Annotated in this window: 16 protein-coding genes; 7 read left to right on the top strand and 9 right to left on the bottom strand. The window is 65.7% G+C overall.

Annotated elements, in window-relative coordinates:
- Positions 1-4: 4 nt before the first annotated feature.
- Positions 5-667 (bottom strand): class I SAM-dependent methyltransferase, encoded by a 663-nt coding sequence (locus tag KCG88_RS15980; RefSeq protein ID WP_047284412.1) that lies wholly within the window; start codon positions 665-667, stop codon positions 5-7.
- 162 nt (positions 668-829) lie between these two features.
- Between KCG88_RS15980 and KCG88_RS15975 the strand changes: the two genes are divergently transcribed.
- Entirely contained in the window at positions 830-1,618 is a 789-nt protein-coding gene (locus KCG88_RS15975; protein ID WP_019093311.1) for a transporter substrate-binding domain-containing protein, read from the top strand.
- On the opposite strand, the gene cynR is transcribed toward KCG88_RS15975, so the two are convergent.
- Positions 1,591-2,481: a transcriptional regulator CynR gene (gene cynR, locus KCG88_RS15970; RefSeq protein WP_047284363.1), complete on the bottom strand. Its 891-nt coding sequence runs from the start codon at positions 2,479-2,481 to the stop codon at positions 1,591-1,593. The genes KCG88_RS15975 and cynR overlap by 28 nt on opposite strands.
- Positions 2,482-2,590: 109 nt before the next feature.
- Between cynR and KCG88_RS15965 the strand changes: the two genes are divergently transcribed.
- The 5 genes from KCG88_RS15965 (at position 2,591) to KCG88_RS15945 (ending at position 7,195) form a co-directional block, all read left to right on the top strand.
- Positions 2,591-3,250, top strand: a complete 660-nt coding sequence (locus tag KCG88_RS15965) for a carbonic anhydrase (RefSeq protein ID WP_210712713.1) — start codon at positions 2,591-2,593, stop codon at positions 3,248-3,250.
- A 36-nt stretch (positions 3,251-3,286) separates the two neighbouring features.
- Positions 3,287-3,757, top strand: coding sequence for a cyanase (gene cynS, locus KCG88_RS15960; RefSeq protein WP_047284361.1), 471 nt, complete (start codon positions 3,287-3,289; stop codon positions 3,755-3,757).
- 209 nt (positions 3,758-3,966) lie between these two features.
- On the top strand, positions 3,967-5,151 hold the full coding sequence (locus KCG88_RS15955) for a cyanate transporter (RefSeq protein ID WP_210712712.1): 1,185 nt from the start codon (positions 3,967-3,969) through the stop codon (positions 5,149-5,151).
- 16 nt (positions 5,152-5,167) lie between these two features.
- Positions 5,168-6,076: a DMT family transporter gene (locus tag KCG88_RS15950; RefSeq protein WP_210712711.1), complete on the top strand. Its 909-nt coding sequence runs from the start codon at positions 5,168-5,170 to the stop codon at positions 6,074-6,076.
- Between the two features lie 180 nt (positions 6,077-6,256).
- Positions 6,257-7,195 carry a LysR family transcriptional regulator gene (locus KCG88_RS15945; protein ID WP_047284358.1) on the top strand — a complete coding sequence of 313 codons (939 nt, stop codon included), beginning with the start codon at positions 6,257-6,259 and terminating at the stop codon, positions 7,193-7,195.
- A gap of 3 nt (positions 7,196-7,198) precedes the next feature.
- Here KCG88_RS15945 and KCG88_RS15940 read toward each other — a convergent pair whose 3' ends face one another.
- From KCG88_RS15940 to KCG88_RS15910, 7 genes are all read right to left on the bottom strand, one after another.
- On the bottom strand, positions 7,199-7,564 hold the full coding sequence (locus tag KCG88_RS15940) for a 5-carboxymethyl-2-hydroxymuconate Delta-isomerase (protein ID WP_011059824.1): 366 nt from the start codon (positions 7,562-7,564) through the stop codon (positions 7,199-7,201).
- 82 nt (positions 7,565-7,646) lie between these two features.
- A complete protein-coding gene (locus tag KCG88_RS15935; RefSeq protein WP_210712710.1) occupies positions 7,647-8,834 on the bottom strand; it encodes a low temperature requirement protein A in 1,188 nt (395 codons plus the stop codon).
- A gap of 132 nt (positions 8,835-8,966) precedes the next feature.
- Positions 8,967-9,887 carry a LysR substrate-binding domain-containing protein gene (locus tag KCG88_RS15930; RefSeq protein WP_011059822.1) on the bottom strand — a complete coding sequence of 307 codons (921 nt, stop codon included), beginning with the start codon at positions 9,885-9,887 and terminating at the stop codon, positions 8,967-8,969.
- Between the two features lie 99 nt (positions 9,888-9,986).
- A complete protein-coding gene (locus tag KCG88_RS15925; protein WP_047284356.1) occupies positions 9,987-11,321 on the bottom strand; it encodes an MFS transporter in 1,335 nt (444 codons plus the stop codon).
- Positions 11,322-11,387: 66 nt separating this feature from the next.
- Positions 11,388-12,320 (bottom strand): 3-keto-5-aminohexanoate cleavage protein, encoded by a 933-nt coding sequence (locus tag KCG88_RS15920; RefSeq protein ID WP_011059820.1) that lies wholly within the window; start codon positions 12,318-12,320, stop codon positions 11,388-11,390.
- Between the two features lie 99 nt (positions 12,321-12,419).
- Positions 12,420-13,208, bottom strand: coding sequence for an SDR family oxidoreductase (locus tag KCG88_RS15915; protein ID WP_210712709.1), 789 nt, complete (start codon positions 13,206-13,208; stop codon positions 12,420-12,422).
- Positions 13,205-13,921 (bottom strand): GntR family transcriptional regulator, encoded by a 717-nt coding sequence (locus KCG88_RS15910; RefSeq protein WP_047284354.1) that lies wholly within the window; start codon positions 13,919-13,921, stop codon positions 13,205-13,207. Before KCG88_RS15910 ends, KCG88_RS15915 begins: the two co-directional genes overlap by 4 nt.
- A gap of 296 nt (positions 13,922-14,217) precedes the next feature.
- Here KCG88_RS15910 and KCG88_RS15905 point away from each other — a divergent pair, with 296 nt between their 5' ends.
- Positions 14,218-16,338, top strand: coding sequence for a 3-hydroxyacyl-CoA dehydrogenase NAD-binding domain-containing protein (locus KCG88_RS15905; protein WP_210712708.1), 2,121 nt, complete (start codon positions 14,218-14,220; stop codon positions 16,336-16,338).
- Positions 16,339-16,342: the final 4 nt, after the last annotated feature.

The following is a 16,342-nucleotide window of genomic DNA, read 5'->3' as shown; positions in this document are numbered from 1 at the left end:
TGGGCTACCCCTGTTTTCTCAGCACATAGACTCGCGAAGGCGCCCAACCGGGCAGCAGGTCCCGATGGTCGAGCACTTCAAAACCGGCCTCACGGAACTCCGCTTCCAACTGCACTTTGCTGGTCAGCGGCGGCATGCCGGAGCCGGCAGAAGCGGGTTGGCCGATCCGCAACAGCGGTTCGATCCGCGTGGCCAGGATCACCGTGTCCCGGCTGACCCGGTAGAACTCGCGCAGCAGGGCCAGGCGATCCTCGCCCCGGGTCACGTGGGCAAAGAGTTGCATGCAGATGATGCAGTCCACCGCATTGGCCGACAGGCCGATATCGAACGCCGAACTGTGGAAGGTCTTGACCCGTTTCAGCAGGCTGGCCGGGTGATGGGTCTGGGCATGGTTCAACATGTCCTGGGAAGGGTCCGCCGCCAGAATCACCCGGTTGCCGTGTTCGCCCAGCACCGGCCAGTAGCGCCCGGCGCCGCAGGCCACATCCAGGATCAGCCCCGGCTCGCCGGCTTCCTTCAGGGCGTGACGCACCAGGCGCGCCGTGCGCCAAACGGCCAGGCGCGCGCCAATCCCGGCTGGCCGGGGCTCGCGGCAGATGCGCGCGTGCTCCTGGTCGTAGCGCCGAGCGAACTCCAGTTCGATGGACGGTGGGGGATGGGACGACATGAACGGCGAACTCTTTTTGGAATCCAGGGGCCACAGGTTAACGTGCCATTCGTGAAAAAAAGGTCGAAAGCCCGCATCGCCTTCCAGCACCGGTACTTGCCTTGCCTGGTCGGCGGCTGGCGCCAATAATGCTCCGCCCCCTGCCCCTCAAGGAACGATTCCATGCTCCCGCGCCTGCTGTTGTGTACCCTGCTGGGCCTCAGCGCCCCAGCCCTGAGCTTCGCCCAGGAGCCCACCTCGCACCTGGACCAGGTGATCGAGCGCGGCCACCTGACGGTCTGCACCACCGGCGACTACAAGCCCTACAGCTACCTGCGCGACGACGGCCACTACGAAGGCATCGACATCAGCCTGGCCGAATCCCTGGCCGAGAGCCTCGGGGTGCGGGTGAAGTGGGTCAACACCACCTGGAAAGGCCTGATGGCGGACTTCCAGAGCCAACAGTGCGACATCGCCGTCGGCGGTATTTCGGTGTCCCTGGAGCGGCAGAAAAAAGCCTTCTTCAGCCAGCCCCTGGGCATCGACGGCAAGATCCCCCTGGTGCGCTGCCAGGATCTCAAGCGCTACCAGACCCTTGAGCAGATCAACCAGCCCGAGGTGCGCCTGATCGAGCCACCGGGCGGCACCAACGAAATCTTCGCCCGGGCCCACCTGCCCAAGGCCAGCCTGACCCTGTTCGCCGACAACGTGACGATCTTCGATCAGTTGCTGACCCACCGCGCCGACGTGATGATCACCGACGCCTCGGAGGCGCGCTTCCAGCAACGGCACAAACCGGGGCTGTGCGCAGTCAACCCCGAGCGCTACCTGCAATACAGCGAGAAGGCCTTTCTCCTGCCCCGGGACGATGTGGCCTGGAAAAGCTACGTCGATCAATGGCTGCACCTGAGCAAGGCCACCGGCGCCTACGACCGGGTGGTCAATCAATGGCTGGCCGCACCCTCGTCCTGATCCAGCAGCAGTTGCCGGAAAGCCTGGCAGGCGGCGCTGCGATAGGCGCCCTTGCGCCCCAGTAGCACCACGCGGCGCGGCGCCGGTGGTGATTGCAAGGCCAGGGTGCGCAGCCCCGGCTGCTCCCGGGCAATGGAGCTGGGCAGGATGGTCGCCAGTTGCCCGCGCCGGACCATCTCGACAATCGCACTGACCGAATTGGCCTCGGCGGCGATCGGCGGGGCAATACCCTGCTGTCGGCAATACAGGTCGATGTGCCGGCGGGTGGCGAAGTCGGCGCTGAGCAGTACCAGGGGCTGGCGGCCCAGGGCCTCGGCACTCAAGGGCAGGCGCTCGGGTTGCGGGTACTGCGGGCCGACCATCAGGCTCAGGGTTTCGATGAACAGCGCCTGGCTCTCGATCTCCGCCAGGTGCTCGCCGGCGAAGGCGATGCCAAGGTCCAGGCGGTCTTCGGCCAGGGCCGCTTCCAGGCGATCCTGGGTCATTTCCTCGATGCTCAGGCCGATCCCCGGGTGCTGCTCGTAAAAGCGGCTGAGCAAGGGCCCGGCCAGGTAGGCGGTAAAGGTCGGGGTCAGTGCCAGGCGCAGCGAGCCGCGGCTCAGGTCCTGCACATCGTGGATCGCCCGCCTGGCCGCCTCCAGGTCCTGCAAGGCGCGGCGGGCATAGGCGACATAGGCCTGGCCGGCATCGGTGAGGCGCACACTGCGCCCGGAACGGTCGAACAGCGGCGCCCCCAGGCTCTCCTCCAACTGCTTGATCTGTTGCGACAGGGTCGGCTGGGACACATGCAGCGCCTCGGCAGCCCGGGTGAAGTTGCAATGCTCGGCCACGGCCAGCAGGTAACGGATATGACGCAACAGCATGGGGAATTCCAACTATAGGCTGTACTTATGGAAAGCATAATAAGCCGGTCTTGGACGCTATAGCTGAAAACTTCCATCCTTGCCCCATCAGCGACGCAAGGAGAACCCCATGCAGAACATCATCGACGGCTTCCTCAAGTTCCAGCGCGAAGCCTTTCCCCAACGCAGTGAACTGTTCAAGCAACTGGCCAGTACCCAGAACCCCGGCACCCTGTTCGTCACCTGCTCCGACAGCCGGGTGGTGCCCGAACTGCTGACCCAGCAAGAGCCAGGCGACCTGTTCGTGATCCGCAACGCCGGCAACATCGTGCCCAGCTACGGCCCCGAGCCGGGTGGCGTATCGGCCACCGTGGAATACGCGGTGGCAGTGCTGGGGGTGAGCGACATCGTCATCTGCGGCCACTCCGACTGCGGCGCGATGACCGCCATTTCCACCTGCAAGTGCCTCGACCACCTGCCCGCCGTGGCCAACTGGCTGCGCCATGCCGAGTCGGCCAAGGTGATCAATGCCGCCCGCCAGCACGCCTCGCCCGCCGAGCACCTGGACGCCCTGGTGCGCGACAACGTGATCGCCCAACTGGCCAACCTCAAGACCCATCCTTCGGTGGCCCTGGCCCTGGAACAGGGCCGGCTGAACCTGCATGGCTGGGTCTATGACATCGAGAGCGGCGCCATCGTCGCCCTCGACGGCAGCACCCAGCGTTTCGTCTCCCTGGCCGAGCACCCGCACACCTGTGCCCTGGCCAGCCAAGCTTCCAGCGCTGCCTGAGCAGCCCCCGTTTCGTCACTCAAGAGGAGTCACCCCATGCTGCAATCGCAATTCGCCCAAGCTCCACGCCTGGCCCTGGCCGACACCATCATCGACGCCAAGGCGCGCAAAAACCTGTCGTGGCAGGACCTCACCGACGGCACCGGGCTGAGCCTGGCCTTCGTCACCGCCGCCCTGCTGGGCCAACACGCCCTGCCGGCCGCTGCCGCCGACCTGGTGTGCGACAAGCTGGGCCTGGACCAGGACGCCAGCCGCCTGCTGCAGAGCATTCCCCTGCGCGGCAGCATCGCCGGCGGCATCCCCACCGACCCGACCGTGTATCGCTTCTATGAAATGCTCCAGGTCTACGGTTCGACCCTCAAGGCCCTGGTCCACGAGCAGTTCGGCGACGGCATCATCAGCGCCATCAACTTCAAGCTGGACATCAAGAAGGTCGAAGATCCGGAAGGCGGCTCCCGCGCCGTGATCACCCTGGACGGCAAGTACCTGCCGACCAAGCCGTTCTGACCCCGGGTTGCAGGTGGCTCCAGCGGTAGGTGCCCGCCGGGCGTGCGTATCGTCCGGTTGGCCGGCCCTGCGGCCCGGATCGCAGCCTGCGGCAGCGGCTACTGGTCCGCGGTGTTATTTAATTTTTAAATAACACCGCGGACTTTCTGATTTGCCCCCACTCCAGACCGAGCCGCCTAATCGGGTCCTTGTTTGTTGAAGGTCCGACCATGGAAAACATTCGTGCAACTTCCCGCCCCGCACTCTGGCTGATGGTCAGTGTGATTCTGGTGGCGCTCAATCTGCGGCCGTCGATGGCCGCCGTCGGCCCGCTGCTGTCGGGCATTCGTGGCGATATCCCCTTGAGCTTCAGCCTGGCTTCCCTGCTGACCATGCTGCCGGTCATGGCCATGGGCCTGGCGATGTTCTTCGGCATGGGCATCAGCCAGCGCCTGGGCGAGCACCGCACCGTGGTCCTGTCGCTGCTGGTCATCGGCCTGGCCACGGTCTCGCGGCTGTTCATGAACTCGGCGGCCGAGCTGATTCTCAGCGCGGTGCTGGCCGGCATCGGCATCGCCCTGATCCAGGCTCTGCTGCCGGCGCTGATCAAGTCGCGCTTTGCCGACAATGTCTCGTTGTTCATGGGCCTGTACGTCACCTCGATCATGGGCGGTGCAGCACTGGCCGCGTCCTTCTCACCCCTGGTGATGAACCACAGTGGCAGTTGGCGCCTGGCCCTGGCGATCTGGGCCGCCCTGGCGCTGCTGGCCCTGGTGTTCTGGTACGCCCAACGCGCGGCCCTGCCCAGGCTGCCGGGCAAAGGTGGAGCACGGGAGTCCTTTGCCGGTAACCGCCGGGCCTGGCTGCTGGCGGTGTTCTTCGGCCTCGGCACCGCTTCCTATACCTGCGTGCTGGCATGGCTGGCGCCCTACTACGTGGAGAACGGCTGGAGCGAGCAGAACGCGGGCCTGTTGCTGGGCTTTCTCACCGCCATGGAAGTGATTTCCGGGCTGGTCACCCCGGCCATCGCCAACCGCAGCCAGGACCGGCGCCTGGTGCTGGTGGCCCTGCTGGTGCTGATCATCGCCGGCTTCTGCGGCCTGATCCTCAGCCCCAAACACCTCAGCCTGCTGTGGCCGTGCCTGCTGGGCCTGGGAATCGGCGGGCTGTTTCCCATGAGCCTGATCGTCTCCCTGGACCACCTCAACGACCCGCGCCGCGCCGGTGGCCTGACCGCTTTCGTGCAGGGCATCGGCTACCTGATTGCCGGGCTGTCGCCGTTGCTGGCGGGGATGATCCGCGACCAGCTGGGCAGCTTCGAATGGGCCTGGTGGTCACTGACCGCAGTGATGCTGGTGATGATCCTCATGGTGCTGCGCTTCGATCCGAAGCATTACCGCCAGCACATCCGCTGAGCCGGGAGAGGCCATCATGAAACCGGCGAACTTCACCCAGGCCAACCTCGGCATGCTGCTGTGGGCGGTGCTGATTGCCGCTTCGTTCTTTGCCGCCGCCGAGGTCAGCCAGGCCATCGACCCGGTGCTGCTGACCGCCCTGCGCCTGTTGTTCTCGGCCCTGATGTTCGTGCCGCTGTTGTGGCTCAAGGGTTCGGCGCCCATGACCCTGGCCGGCTTGCGCGCCCACGGGCTGCTGGGCCTGCTGCTGGCACTGTATTTCGGTTCGCTGTTCGAAGCCCTGCGCTACACCTCGGCGGTCAACACCGGGACCCTGTTCACCCTGGTGCCACTCTTGACCCTGGTATTCGAAGCCTGGCTACTGCCTGGCAGCGGCCAGCGGCGCCGCCTGCTGCCGATGCTGGTGGCGGGGGCCGGGGCGCTGCTGCTGATCCTCAAGGGCGGCGCGCCAGGGCAATTGCCGTCGCTGTACGCCATGGGTATCTACGCCCTGGGCTGCCTGGCCATGGCTGCCTACTCGCCGCTGAGCCAGCGCTTCAAGGCCGGCAGCCTGCAAGGGCGCAGTCCGGCGGCCATGACCTTCTGGAACATGCTGTTCGGATCGCTGTTCCTGTTTGTCGCCAGCCTGGCCAGTGGCGGCTGGCGCAGCGCCGCGCTACTGCGCGGCAACGACCTGCTGTGGCTGCTGTACCTGGCGCTGTTCGCCACCCTGGCAACCTTCTGGCTGCTGCATCGGGCCATCGGCGTCATCGCCCCGTCCACGGTGATTTCCTACATCTACCTGAGCACCCTGTTCCTCACACTGTTCCACTGGTTGTGGCTGGGCCAGGGGCCACAACTGACAGAAATGCTCGGCGCCCTGCTGGTAGCCCTGGGCATGCTCGGCCTGGTGCGCGGCAGCCGCCCGACAGCGGCGGCGGCCTGAAATTTTCCCGGGACAAGCACCCTTTCAGTGCGCGAAACTGCGCAGGTCGTGTTATCGGACATTTATGTCCCGATGCTGTCCGCGAATCCCCGCCCGGGGCATTTAATTAGGACGATCGTTCCGCTAGCATCGATCCGGTTTGCGCGCCACCGGCGCCAGGTGCTCAGCGGGATGGAACGGATGCTCATCAGCAATGTGCTCAGAAAACTCGACATGCAGGACCTCATGGTCTTTATCGCGGTGTACGAGCAAAGCAGTGTCACCGGGGTTTCGGAAACCCTCTGCGTCAGCCAGTCGACCGTCAGCTACTGCCTGAAGAAACTGCGCAATGGCTTCGAGGATGAACTGTTCATCAACACCCGCACCGGCATGCGCCCGACCTACAAGGCCACCAGCATGTACAACCACGTGCTGAGGATCCTGGAGAGCATCAACCTGTGCCACAGCGGCGTGCCGGCGTTCGACCCGACCCGCCAGGCCGTGACCTTCAACCTCTGTGCCCCGGAATACTTCGAGCTGCTGATCCTGCCGCACCTGCTCAAGGGCTTCGACTACGCCGACCTGCCGGTGACGGTCAATGTGCAGAAGCTGGAAAGTGATATTCCCGCCGAGGACCTGCGCGATGGCAGCGTCGACCTGGTGATCTGTTTCGGGCCCGACTTCCATCGCGGCCACGCCGACTTCAAGTCGCAGATGCTGCTGGAGGACGACCTGGTGTGTGTCTTCGACAAGCGCGCGACCCCACCCAGGGAACCGCGTTTCAGCCTGCAGTCGTTCGTCGAGCGGCGGCACGTGTTTCCCACGCCCTGGACGTCGGACAGCAACATGGTGGACGGCTGGCTGGCGCGCCAGGCCCACAAGCGGCAGATCGTCGCCCGCTCCAACAGCTACAGCGCAGCGCTGAAGATGATCACCGGCACCGACTTCCTCCTCACCCTGCCCCGGCGCATCCAGGCACTGCTGGCCAACGAGGCAGTGTTCAACCATTGCGAGGCCCCCAGCGGCCTGCCGGGGTTCAGCCTGGACATGCAGTGGAGCCAGCACACCGATCAGGACAGCGCGCAGACCTGGTTCCGAGAACAGATAGTCAAGGTCTGCGCCGAGCAGGGGCTGGCCTGATCCTCAGCGGCCGACGGCGGCCTTGCTGTAGGACGCGCGGTCGATATCGACGATCTCCACGCACAGTTGCACCTGGACATCCGCCGGCCATGGCGCCAGATCCTGCAACACCGCCAGCAGGCTCTCGGACAACTGCTTCTTGACCTCTGGCGAGCGGCCGCTGAGCAAGGCCAGCTTGACGTGGACAAAGCCGCGCTCGCCAATCCCGGTGCCGACCCGGAACGCTTCGACCTTGACTGCGCGGCTCTTGATGTCGAACTCGTCGGAGAACTGCCCGGACGCCACCAGCCCATGATTGAGTCGCAGCAGCGCCTTGTCGACGTCCAGTTGCGGCAGGTTGGCGGTGTATTCCATATGCAGGTGCGGCATGGCAAAGCTCCCGGTCAGTCAGGGGTAAAAAGGCGCTCCATACTACACAACCCAATCCCCGCCGCCGCAGTAGCCCTTAGCCTCATTGCCTGGACGCCGCCCTTTCCCGCAGGGCCAGGGTTTCCCAGGCCGCCACCAGCAGCATCACCAGGGTGGTCAGGCTGCCCAGCGCCAGGGCGGAAAACCACTGGTTCCAGGCCGCGGGCAACAACAGCAGCAAGGCCGCGAGCCCGGCCAGGTGCGACAGCGGCGGCAACGGCCGCTCGTTCATCACCCACTTGAACAGCGCGCAACCGAGCAGGAACAGCCAGGGCCCGCCGACGATCACCAGCACCGCGGCCTGGCTGGCATGCTGCGGGTGCACCAGTACCAGTTCATCGGCTACCGCGCTGACGATGATCCCGGCGACGATCAACAAGTGCAGGTAGGTGTAGGCAATACGCGCCTGGCGCCCCGGGTCGCTGGAGTGGGCGATGCGGTGGTGGGCACGCTCGGCGCCACTGTCGAAATACACCCACCACATGGCAATGCTGCCCAGCACCGCCACCACGAAAGCCAGTACCCCTTCGGCACTGGTGGCCAGCTCGGCGAAGGTGGCGCCGGTGACCAGCAGGGATTCACCCAGAGCAATGATCACGAACAGAGCGCAGCGCTCGGCCATGTGGTTGCCTTCGACATTCCAGTCTTCCAGGGTCGAGCGGCCGAGCCCCGGCACCCAGAAATACAGCGACGGCGACAGCACCTCGATGGCCAGGGCCAGCCCCCAGCACGCCAGGCGCTGCGGGCCCTCGAGCAGGCCACCGCTGATCCAGAAAACGCCCGAGAACATCAGCCACAAGAGGATCCGCTGGAAGTTGCGGGTCATGTTCAGCGGCTCGCCGCGCACTGCCCACAGCGAATAGGCGGTGCGTCCCACCTGCATGAACACATAGGCGCCGGCAAACAACAGCCCACGCTCGCCGAAGGCCTGGGGAATCGACGACGACAGCAGCAACCCGGCCACCATCAGCACGAACAGGCCGAGACGGATCGGCAGGGTTTCCGGGTCCAGCCAGTTGGTGATCCACGAGGTAAAGATCCACACCCGCCACACCGCCACCATCAGCAACGCCACCTGCAGCGCTCCGCCCAGGGACAGATGAGCCAGCAAGGAGTGGGACAGTTGGGTCACGGCAAACACGAACACCAGATCGAAGAACAGCTCGACCATGCCAACCTTGCCGCTGTCGTGGCTGCCACGCCCACGCAACAGGGAACGGGAACGACTCATGGGCACACTCCACCGATCAATGTTTCAACAGACGATCCACACAGCAAAGCAGCCGCCTGTGCCTATGCCAAGCTGGCGGCCTCCGTTCACTGCGCCGCTGTCGCAGGCTGCGGCAGCGGCTACCAGGCACGATTAGCTCGCCAGAGGCGCCCGTTCGCTCATGAAGGCTTCCAGCCGCGAGCGCAGCCAGCGTTCGGCGGGATCGGTGTCCACATGGCTGAGCCAGACCATGGACAGGTCCAGGGTCGGGGTCTTGAATGGAAACGGCTCGCAGTACAGCTGCCCCGAGGCGGCCATGGCGGCGGCGGCATAGTCGGGCAGGCTGGCGATCAGCTTGGTGCCGGCGAGCAGGGCCGGCAGCGAGCTGTACTGGGGCACCGACAACACGACCTGGCGGGTGCGGCCGATCTCCGCCAGCCACTCATCGGCGAAGCCGGCGACATTGGCGGTATGGGACACCAGCACATGGGGCCGCGCACAGTACTCGTCGAGGGTCAGCGGTGTGTCGCTGGCATCGGCCCGCAGCACGCTGGGCTGGATATGCCGCAGCAGCTTGCGCTTGGCGTTGGCCGGCAGGCCGCGGGTCTGGCTGATGCCCACGGTGATATCGCCGGACGCCAGCAGGTCGGGAATCCGCCAGTAATCCACGTGCTGCACCACGACCACCACTTGCGGCGCTTCCTGGCGCAGGGCCCGCAGCAGGGGGGGCAACAGGCCGAACTCGACGTCGTCGGACAGGCCGATGCGAAAGGTCATGGTGCTGCTGGCAGGATCGAAATCGTGGGTCAGGCTCAGGGCCGAGGACAGTGCATCCAGGGCCGGCGACAGGTGTTGGATGATCTGCTCGGCACGGGCCGTGGGCTCCATGCGATGGCCGACGCGAATGAACAGCGGGTCGTTGAACATCGCCCGCAGGCGGTTGAGCGCGGAACTGATGGTGGGCTGGCCGAGGAACAGCTTCTCCGCCACCCGGGTGACATTGCGCTCGAGCATCAGCGCCTCGAACACCACCATCAGGTTGATATCGGCCTTGCGCAGTTCATTGCGATTCATTGATGTTGCCCCCGGTCCCCAGACGGGAAGCAGTGTAGAAAGGCCGGAGGGCTGGCGTCCAGGCAAGATCTGCCAAGCGACGCCGCCCCCGGGCAGACCTCAGGCGGAGTTTCTCGCCAGCCCACTCGCCCTTTGCTCACTGCGGTCCTCCTGGCCCTGGCGCAAACGCAGGGCCGCCAATGCCGCCACCAGCAGCACCAGGGCAATCACCTTGAGGCCATTCATGGCATTGCCGGTGCTCATCTCGATCGCGCCCATCACCGAAGGGCCGACAAAACCGCCCAGCAGCCCGCAGGAATTGACGAAGCCCAGGCCACCCGCCAACGCCGCGCCTTTGAGCCGTGAAGCCGGGTACAGGAAGATGATCGACTGCACCACGAAGAACATCAGCGCCGCCACGCAGAACCCCAGCAGGCTGAACACCGGCCCGGAAAACGCCGCGATCGACAGCCCCGCCGCCATTACCAGCAAGCCACAGACCAGCAGGCGCCGCGAGCGTTGCGGGCTGTTGGCCAGCCGGGGCAAGGCAATAGCCCCGACGGCTGCGGCGATCCAGGGCAGCGAGGTCAAAAGGCCAACGCTCATGATGCTCAGGTTGCCGTACTTGCCGATGATGCTGGGGAGGAAAAAGATCACGGTGTAGATGGTGATCTGATGGCAGAAGTAGACAAAGATCGCCAGCAGGATCTGTGGCGTGAAGCATTGCCGGAACGAGTGCCCGCCCTGCCCCGCGCCCTCGTCGGCTTCCCGGGCCAGGCGCTGTTCGATGGCCGCCGCTTCCTCGGCGCTCAGCCAGGGAGCACGGCTCGGGCGGTCCGGCAGGCGCCGCCATACCACCCAGGCGAAGAACACCGCCGGCAGGCCTTCGAGCAGGAACATCCACTGCCAGCCATGCCAGCCCAAAAGGCCGTCCATCTTCATCAGCGCCGCGCCCAGCGGGCCGCCAATGATATTGGCCAGGCACACCCCCAGCAGGAAATAGCCGGTGGCCCGGGCCCGCTGCTGGCGGTCGAACCAGTAGGTCAGGTACAGCATGACCCCGGGAAACAGCCCGGCCTCGGCGATCCCCAGCAGCAGGCGCAGCACATAGAAGGAGGTCTCGCCCTGGACGAAGGCCATGGCGGCGGAGATCAGCCCCCAGGTCACCATGATCCGGGCGATCCAGAAGCGCGCGCCGACCTTGTGCATGATCAGGTTGCTCGGCACTTCGGACAGCGCATAGGTGAGGAAGAACAGTCCGGCCCCCAGCCCGTAGGCCGCGGCGGAAATCCCCAGGTCCACATCCAGCTGATGCTTGGCCAGGGCGATATTGGTGCGGTCGAGAAAACTCAGGACATAGGCCGCGATCAGCAGCGGCATCAGCTTGAGGAACATCAGCCGGGTCAGTTGTTGCGGGTCCCGGGGCGGCGCGGCGGTTGCAGTGTTCATGGGCATATCCCTTTGTAATTGTTATGCGGGATCGCCAGCGCCCGAAAGGCGCTGGCAGCGGGCCTGCGGGGCTTAGAACGCGACCTGGTCGCGCCCCTTGAGCCCGAGCAGGGTGCGGGCTTCGTCCGCCGTCGCCACCCGGCCGCCCAGGGCCTCGATGACGCTGCGGATGCGTCGTACCTGGTCGGCGTTGCTCGCCGCCAGCTTGCCGGGGCCGTCCCACAGCGAGTCCTCCAGGCCGACCCGGGCATGGCTGCCCATGGCCAGGCCCATGGTCGCCAGGGGAATCTGGTTGCGCCCGGCGCCGAGGATCGACCAGTGATAGGCATCGCCGAACAGCCGGTCAGCGGTGCGGCGCATGTGCGCCAGGTCCTCGGGGTGGCCGCCGATGCCGCCCCGCAGGCCGAACACCGACTGGATGAACAGCGGCGCCTTGAGCAGGCCGCGCTCCAGGAAGTGCGCAGCGGTGTAGAGGTGGCCGATGTCGTAGCACTCGATCTCGAAGCGCGTGCGGTTCTCGGCACAGGCGCTGAGGATATGGGCGATATCGCGGAAGGTATTGCGGAAAATCCGGTCGTCGCTTTCCTCCAGGTACGGCCGCTCCCAGTCGTGCTTGAACTCGGTGAAGCGGTTGAGCATTTCGTACAGGCCGAAGTTCATCGAGCCCATGTTCAGCGAGGCCAGTTCCGGCTTGAACTCCAGCACCGGTTGCAGGCGCTCCTCGACACCCATGGTCGGCGCGCCGCCGGTGGTGAGGTTGATCACCACGTCGCAGGCGGCCTTGATCTGCGGCAGGAAGCGCCGGAACAGCTCGGGGTCCTGGCTCGGCCGGCCGTCCTCCGGGTCCCGGGCGTGCAGGTGGACGATGGCCGCCCCGGCCTCGGCGGCGGCGATGGCCTCGGCGGCGATCTCCCCGGCCGTGACCGGCAGGTGGGGCGACATGGACGGGGTATGAATGGCACCGGTAACGGCGCAAGTGATGATGACGGGTGTTTTTCCAGGCATGACGGTACTCCGACTTTTATTCTTGATGAAAAAAATCCCAGGGTGTCGCTACAGGTTTCAGCGCCGGCGGTCCTCGCCGGCGCGGCCAGCCGGCGGGGGCTAGAGGTATTCGACGTTGCCGTCGACGCTGATCGCCTGGCCGGTGACGTTGCAGGCCGCCGGCGAACAGAGGAACAGCGCCATGGCCGCCACGTCTTCGGCACTGACCATGCGCTTGAGGGAGATCTTCTCCAGGTACTGCTCGCGCATCTGCGCCACCGGTATCCCGGTCTGTTCGGCCCGGGCCTGGATCACCGCCTCCATCCGCGGCCCCTGGACTATCCCCGGCAACAGCGCATTGACCCGGATATCGCTGGCACCCAGCTCCGCCGCCAAAGACTTCATCAACCCGACAATCGCCCATTTGGTAGCGGCATAGGGCGTGCGCCAGGCGTAGCCCAGGCGCCCGGCCACGGAGGCGATGTGCAGCAGGTGGGCCTTGTCCGAGGCCTTGAGCAGGGGCACCGCGTGGTGGGCGAAGCGGTATTGCGCGGTCAGGTTGATATCGATGGTGCGCTGCCAGTCGGCATCGCTGACGGCATCGATGCCCGCGGTCGGCCCGGCAATGCCGGCGTTGTTGACCAGCACATCGAGGCCACCGAAGTGCTGCACCTGAAGCTTGAACAAGGCTTCGATCTGCGCCGGGTCGGCGACATCGGTACGGGTTGCCAGGGCCTCGGGGTAGCGATCGCGAAAGGCCGCCAGGGCCGCTTCACTGACATCGCACACATGCACCTGGGCGCCGGCTTCAAGGTAGGCCGCGGCCAGCACTTCACCGATGCCCGCCGCGCCACCGGAAATCATCACCCGCAAGCCCGGATAAGGCTGCAAACGCTGAAGGATGCTCATGCCCGGCCTCCTTTGCGCGGTGCTGCGCCGTCGCTCTTGGCCAGCAGGCGACCCAGGGAATCCGCCGCCTGCATGATGTCGTCGGTGACCGCCGCTCGCGCCGCCGGGCCATCGCCGGCGACCAGGGCCTCGACGATTCGGTTGTGGGCTTCCATGGAACGTTGCAGGTGGGCCTTGTCCGGTGCCACCAGGGCGAAGCAGGGGCCCATGTGCAGCCAGAAGTTCTCCACGGCGGCCATGGTCAGTTCGGCCCGGGCCACCGCATAGATGCGCCGGTGGAACGCGAAGTTGGTCCACAGGTAGCGGGAGACATCCACCTCGTCGGCGGCCTTCTGCATCTGCCGGCAGAGATCGGCGATCTCCTGCATATCGGCCTTGTGCAGATGCTGCACGGCCTTTTCCGCCAGCAGCCCCTCCAGGGCCACCCGTGCATCACGGATTTCCCGCAGGCGCTCCACCGTCATCATGCGTACCCGCAGGCGGGAGGTTTCCGTGACCTCAAAGGCATTTTCCGCACTCAAGCGCTGCAGGGCTTCGCGCACCGGCATCGGGCTGGAACCCAGGGCTTCGGCCAGGCCACGAATGGTCAGTTTCTGGCCGGGCTGGAATCGGCCACTCATCAAGGCTTCGCGAATCTGTCGATACACCTGTTCCTGCAAGGTATCGCGAGAAACCTGACGCAAGGTAGGCAGGGGGATAGGACCTTCGGACATGGGGGTGACACCTGTGTTGTGATTCTTGTGGGCAGCAATATGTGATCACAAATCAAATATGTCAAATATTCATCCTCACGTCTCTGAAGCAATCAAGGGCTTAAATCAAGTAAAAAGAATCTTTTTATTCCGCACTGCGAAATACTATTCCGTATTGACCCACTAATTTATTGATGACAGGATTATTTTCACCAGCCGATTCAAACAGCGGAATCCAATCCTGATTTCCGTTCAGCGCCCGGAGCCCCTGGGCAACCATCGGCCTCACGCTGCCCTTTCCTCCGGAGACTGCTGCAATGAGTCGCGACACCGCCCAGCCCTCTGTGGCATCCGCCCTGCACGGCAACATCCTGGTCCTGACCCTCGACAACCCGCCGGTGAACGCCCTTGGCGTGGAGGTCAGGCGCGGGCTGCTGGCCGCCCTGGACAGCGCCGCCGACGATCCGACGGTGGCCGCCATCCTGCTGGTCGGCGCCGGGCGCCACTTCTGTGGCGGCGCCGATATTCGCGAATTCGGCCAGACGCCCCAGGCCCCGGCATTGCCAGCGGTGGTCAAGCGCATCGAGGACAGCGCCAAACCGGTGGTGGCGGCCATCCAGGGCGTGGCGCTGGGAGGCGGCCTGGAAGTGGCCCTGGCGGCCCACTACCGCCTGGCCCTGGGCAGCGCCCGCCTCGGCCTGCCGGAAGTGCTCATCGGCCTGCTGCCCGGGGCCGGTGGCACTCAGCGCCTGCCACGCCTGATCGGTGCCCGGGCGGCCCTGGAACTGATGCTCAGCGGCCGTCACCTGGATGCCCGGGAGGCCCTCGACCTGGGGGTGGTGGACCGCCTGGCGGAGGGTGAGGATGCCCTGGCGGCCGGCCTGGCCTATGCCCGCGAGCTGGTGGACAGCCATGCCGGCGTGCGGCGCACCCGGGACGCCCGGGCCCTGGGCGATCAGCATCTGCAACGCGAACAGATCAACGCCGCCCGCGAACAGCTCACGCACAAGGCCAAGGGCCTGCTGTCGCCGCAGAACATCATTCGTGCGGTCGAGGCGGCCCTTGACCAGCCCTTCGATCAGGGCCTGCAGGAAGAACGCCGGCTGTTCCAGGAATGCCTCGACAGCCCGCAGCGTGCCGGGCTGGTGCACGCCTTTTTCGCCGAGCGCGAGGTGCTCAAGGCCCCGGAAACCCGTATCGCCCAGCCCCGCCCCATCGAACAGGTGGCCGTGGTCGGCGGCGGCACCATGGGCGCCGGTATCGCTGTCTCGGCCCTCGATGCCGGCCTGCAGGTCACCATGATCGAGCGCGACCAGCAGGCCCTGGACCGCGGCCGGGGCAACGTCGAGAAGGTCTATGACGGGCTGATCGAAAAAGGCCGCCTGGATGCCGCCGGCAAGGCCGCGACCCTGGCCCGCTTCCGCGCCAGCCTGGACTACCAGGACCTGGCCCGGGCCGACCTGGTGATCGAAGCGGTGTTCGAGGACATGGCCGCCAAGCAGGCGGTGTTCAAGGAACTGGACCGGGTGTGCAAACCTGGCGCGGTGCTGGCCAGCAACACCTCCTACCTGGACCTCAACGCCATCGCCGACAGCGTCTCGCGGCCTGCCGATGTCATCGGGCTGCACTTCTTCTCCCCCGCCAACATCATGAAGCTGCTGGAGATCGTGGTTCCGGCCAAGGTCGCACCGGACGTGGTGGCCACGGCCTTCGAACTGGCGAAGAAACTGCGCAAGGTGCCGGTGCGTGCCGGGGTCTGCGATGGTTTCATCGGCAACCGGATCCTCGCGGTCTACCGCCAGGCGGCGGACTACATGATGGAAGACGGCGCTTCGCCCTATCAGATCGACCAGGCCCTGCGCGACTTCGGCTTCCCCATGGGGCCCTTCCAGGTGGCCGACCTGGCCGGCGGCGACATCGGCTGGGCGACGCGCAAACGCAAGGCCGCCACCCGCAATCCCGACGCGCGCTACGTGCAGATTGCCGACCGCCTGTGCGAGCGCGGCTGGTTCGGACAAAAGACCGGCCGTGGCTACTACCTCTATGCCCAGGGCCCGCGCAGCGCCACCCAGGACCCGGAAGTCCTGGCCATCATCGACGCCGAGCGGGCCCGGGCCGGCATCACGCCCCGCCCCTTCGGCAACCCGGAGATCCTGCGGCGCTACATGGCGGCGATGATCAACGAAGGCGCCAACGTGGTACACGAAGGCATCGCCCTGCGCCCCCTGGATGTGGACATCACCTTTATCCATGGCTACGGCTTCCCGCGCTATCGCGGTGGCCCGCTCAAGTACGCCGACCAGTACGGCCTGCCCCAGGTGCTGGCGGACATCCGCGAATTCGCCGAACAAGACCCGCTGTTCTGGAAAGCCTCGCCGCTGCTGGAGCAGTTGGTGGAGCGCGGCGAGAACTTCGACAGCCTCAACCACAGCCATTGACTCA

The sequence above is a fragment of the Pseudomonas sp. MWU349 genome (assembly GCF_017947325.1).
Lineage (GTDB): Bacteria > Pseudomonadota > Gammaproteobacteria > Pseudomonadales > Pseudomonadaceae > Aquipseudomonas > Aquipseudomonas protegens.
This window is presented reverse-complemented; position numbering and strand designations above follow the sequence as displayed.

What these genes read in the sequence shown, in the direction of transcription:
- KCG88_RS15930 (WP_011059822.1), bottom strand. Translation starts at nt 9,887, where the DNA reads ATGAATCGCAATGAACTGCGCAAGGCCGATATCAACCTGATGGTGGTG.
- KCG88_RS15975 (WP_019093311.1), top strand. Translation starts at nt 830, where the DNA reads ATGCTCCCGCGCCTGCTGTTGTGTACCCTGCTGGGCCTCAGCGCCCCA.
- KCG88_RS15925 (WP_047284356.1), bottom strand. Translation starts at nt 11,321, where the DNA reads ATGCCCATGAACACTGCAACCGCCGCGCCGCCCCGGGACCCGCAACAA.
- KCG88_RS15955 (WP_210712712.1), top strand. Translation starts at nt 3,967, where the DNA reads ATGGAAAACATTCGTGCAACTTCCCGCCCCGCACTCTGGCTGATGGTC.
- KCG88_RS15915 (WP_210712709.1), bottom strand. Translation starts at nt 13,208, where the DNA reads ATGAGCATCCTTCAGCGTTTGCAGCCTTATCCGGGCTTGCGGGTGATG.
- KCG88_RS15935 (WP_210712710.1), bottom strand. Translation starts at nt 8,834, where the DNA reads ATGAGTCGTTCCCGTTCCCTGTTGCGTGGGCGTGGCAGCCACGACAGC.
- KCG88_RS15945 (WP_047284358.1), top strand. Translation starts at nt 6,257, where the DNA reads ATGCTCATCAGCAATGTGCTCAGAAAACTCGACATGCAGGACCTCATG.
- KCG88_RS15950 (WP_210712711.1), top strand. Translation starts at nt 5,168, where the DNA reads ATGAAACCGGCGAACTTCACCCAGGCCAACCTCGGCATGCTGCTGTGG.
- KCG88_RS15940 (WP_011059824.1), bottom strand. Translation starts at nt 7,564, where the DNA reads ATGCCGCACCTGCATATGGAATACACCGCCAACCTGCCGCAACTGGAC.
- KCG88_RS15965 (WP_210712713.1), top strand. Translation starts at nt 2,591, where the DNA reads ATGCAGAACATCATCGACGGCTTCCTCAAGTTCCAGCGCGAAGCCTTT.
- KCG88_RS15980 (WP_047284412.1), bottom strand. Translation starts at nt 667, where the DNA reads ATGTCGTCCCATCCCCCACCGTCCATCGAACTGGAGTTCGCTCGGCGC.
- KCG88_RS15905 (WP_210712708.1), top strand. Translation starts at nt 14,218, where the DNA reads ATGAGTCGCGACACCGCCCAGCCCTCTGTGGCATCCGCCCTGCACGGC.
- KCG88_RS15910 (WP_047284354.1), bottom strand. Translation starts at nt 13,921, where the DNA reads ATGTCCGAAGGTCCTATCCCCCTGCCTACCTTGCGTCAGGTTTCTCGC.
- KCG88_RS15920 (WP_011059820.1), bottom strand. Translation starts at nt 12,320, where the DNA reads ATGCCTGGAAAAACACCCGTCATCATCACTTGCGCCGTTACCGGTGCC.
- cynR (WP_047284363.1), bottom strand. Translation starts at nt 2,481, where the DNA reads ATGCTGTTGCGTCATATCCGTTACCTGCTGGCCGTGGCCGAGCATTGC.
- cynS (WP_047284361.1), top strand. Translation starts at nt 3,287, where the DNA reads ATGCTGCAATCGCAATTCGCCCAAGCTCCACGCCTGGCCCTGGCCGAC.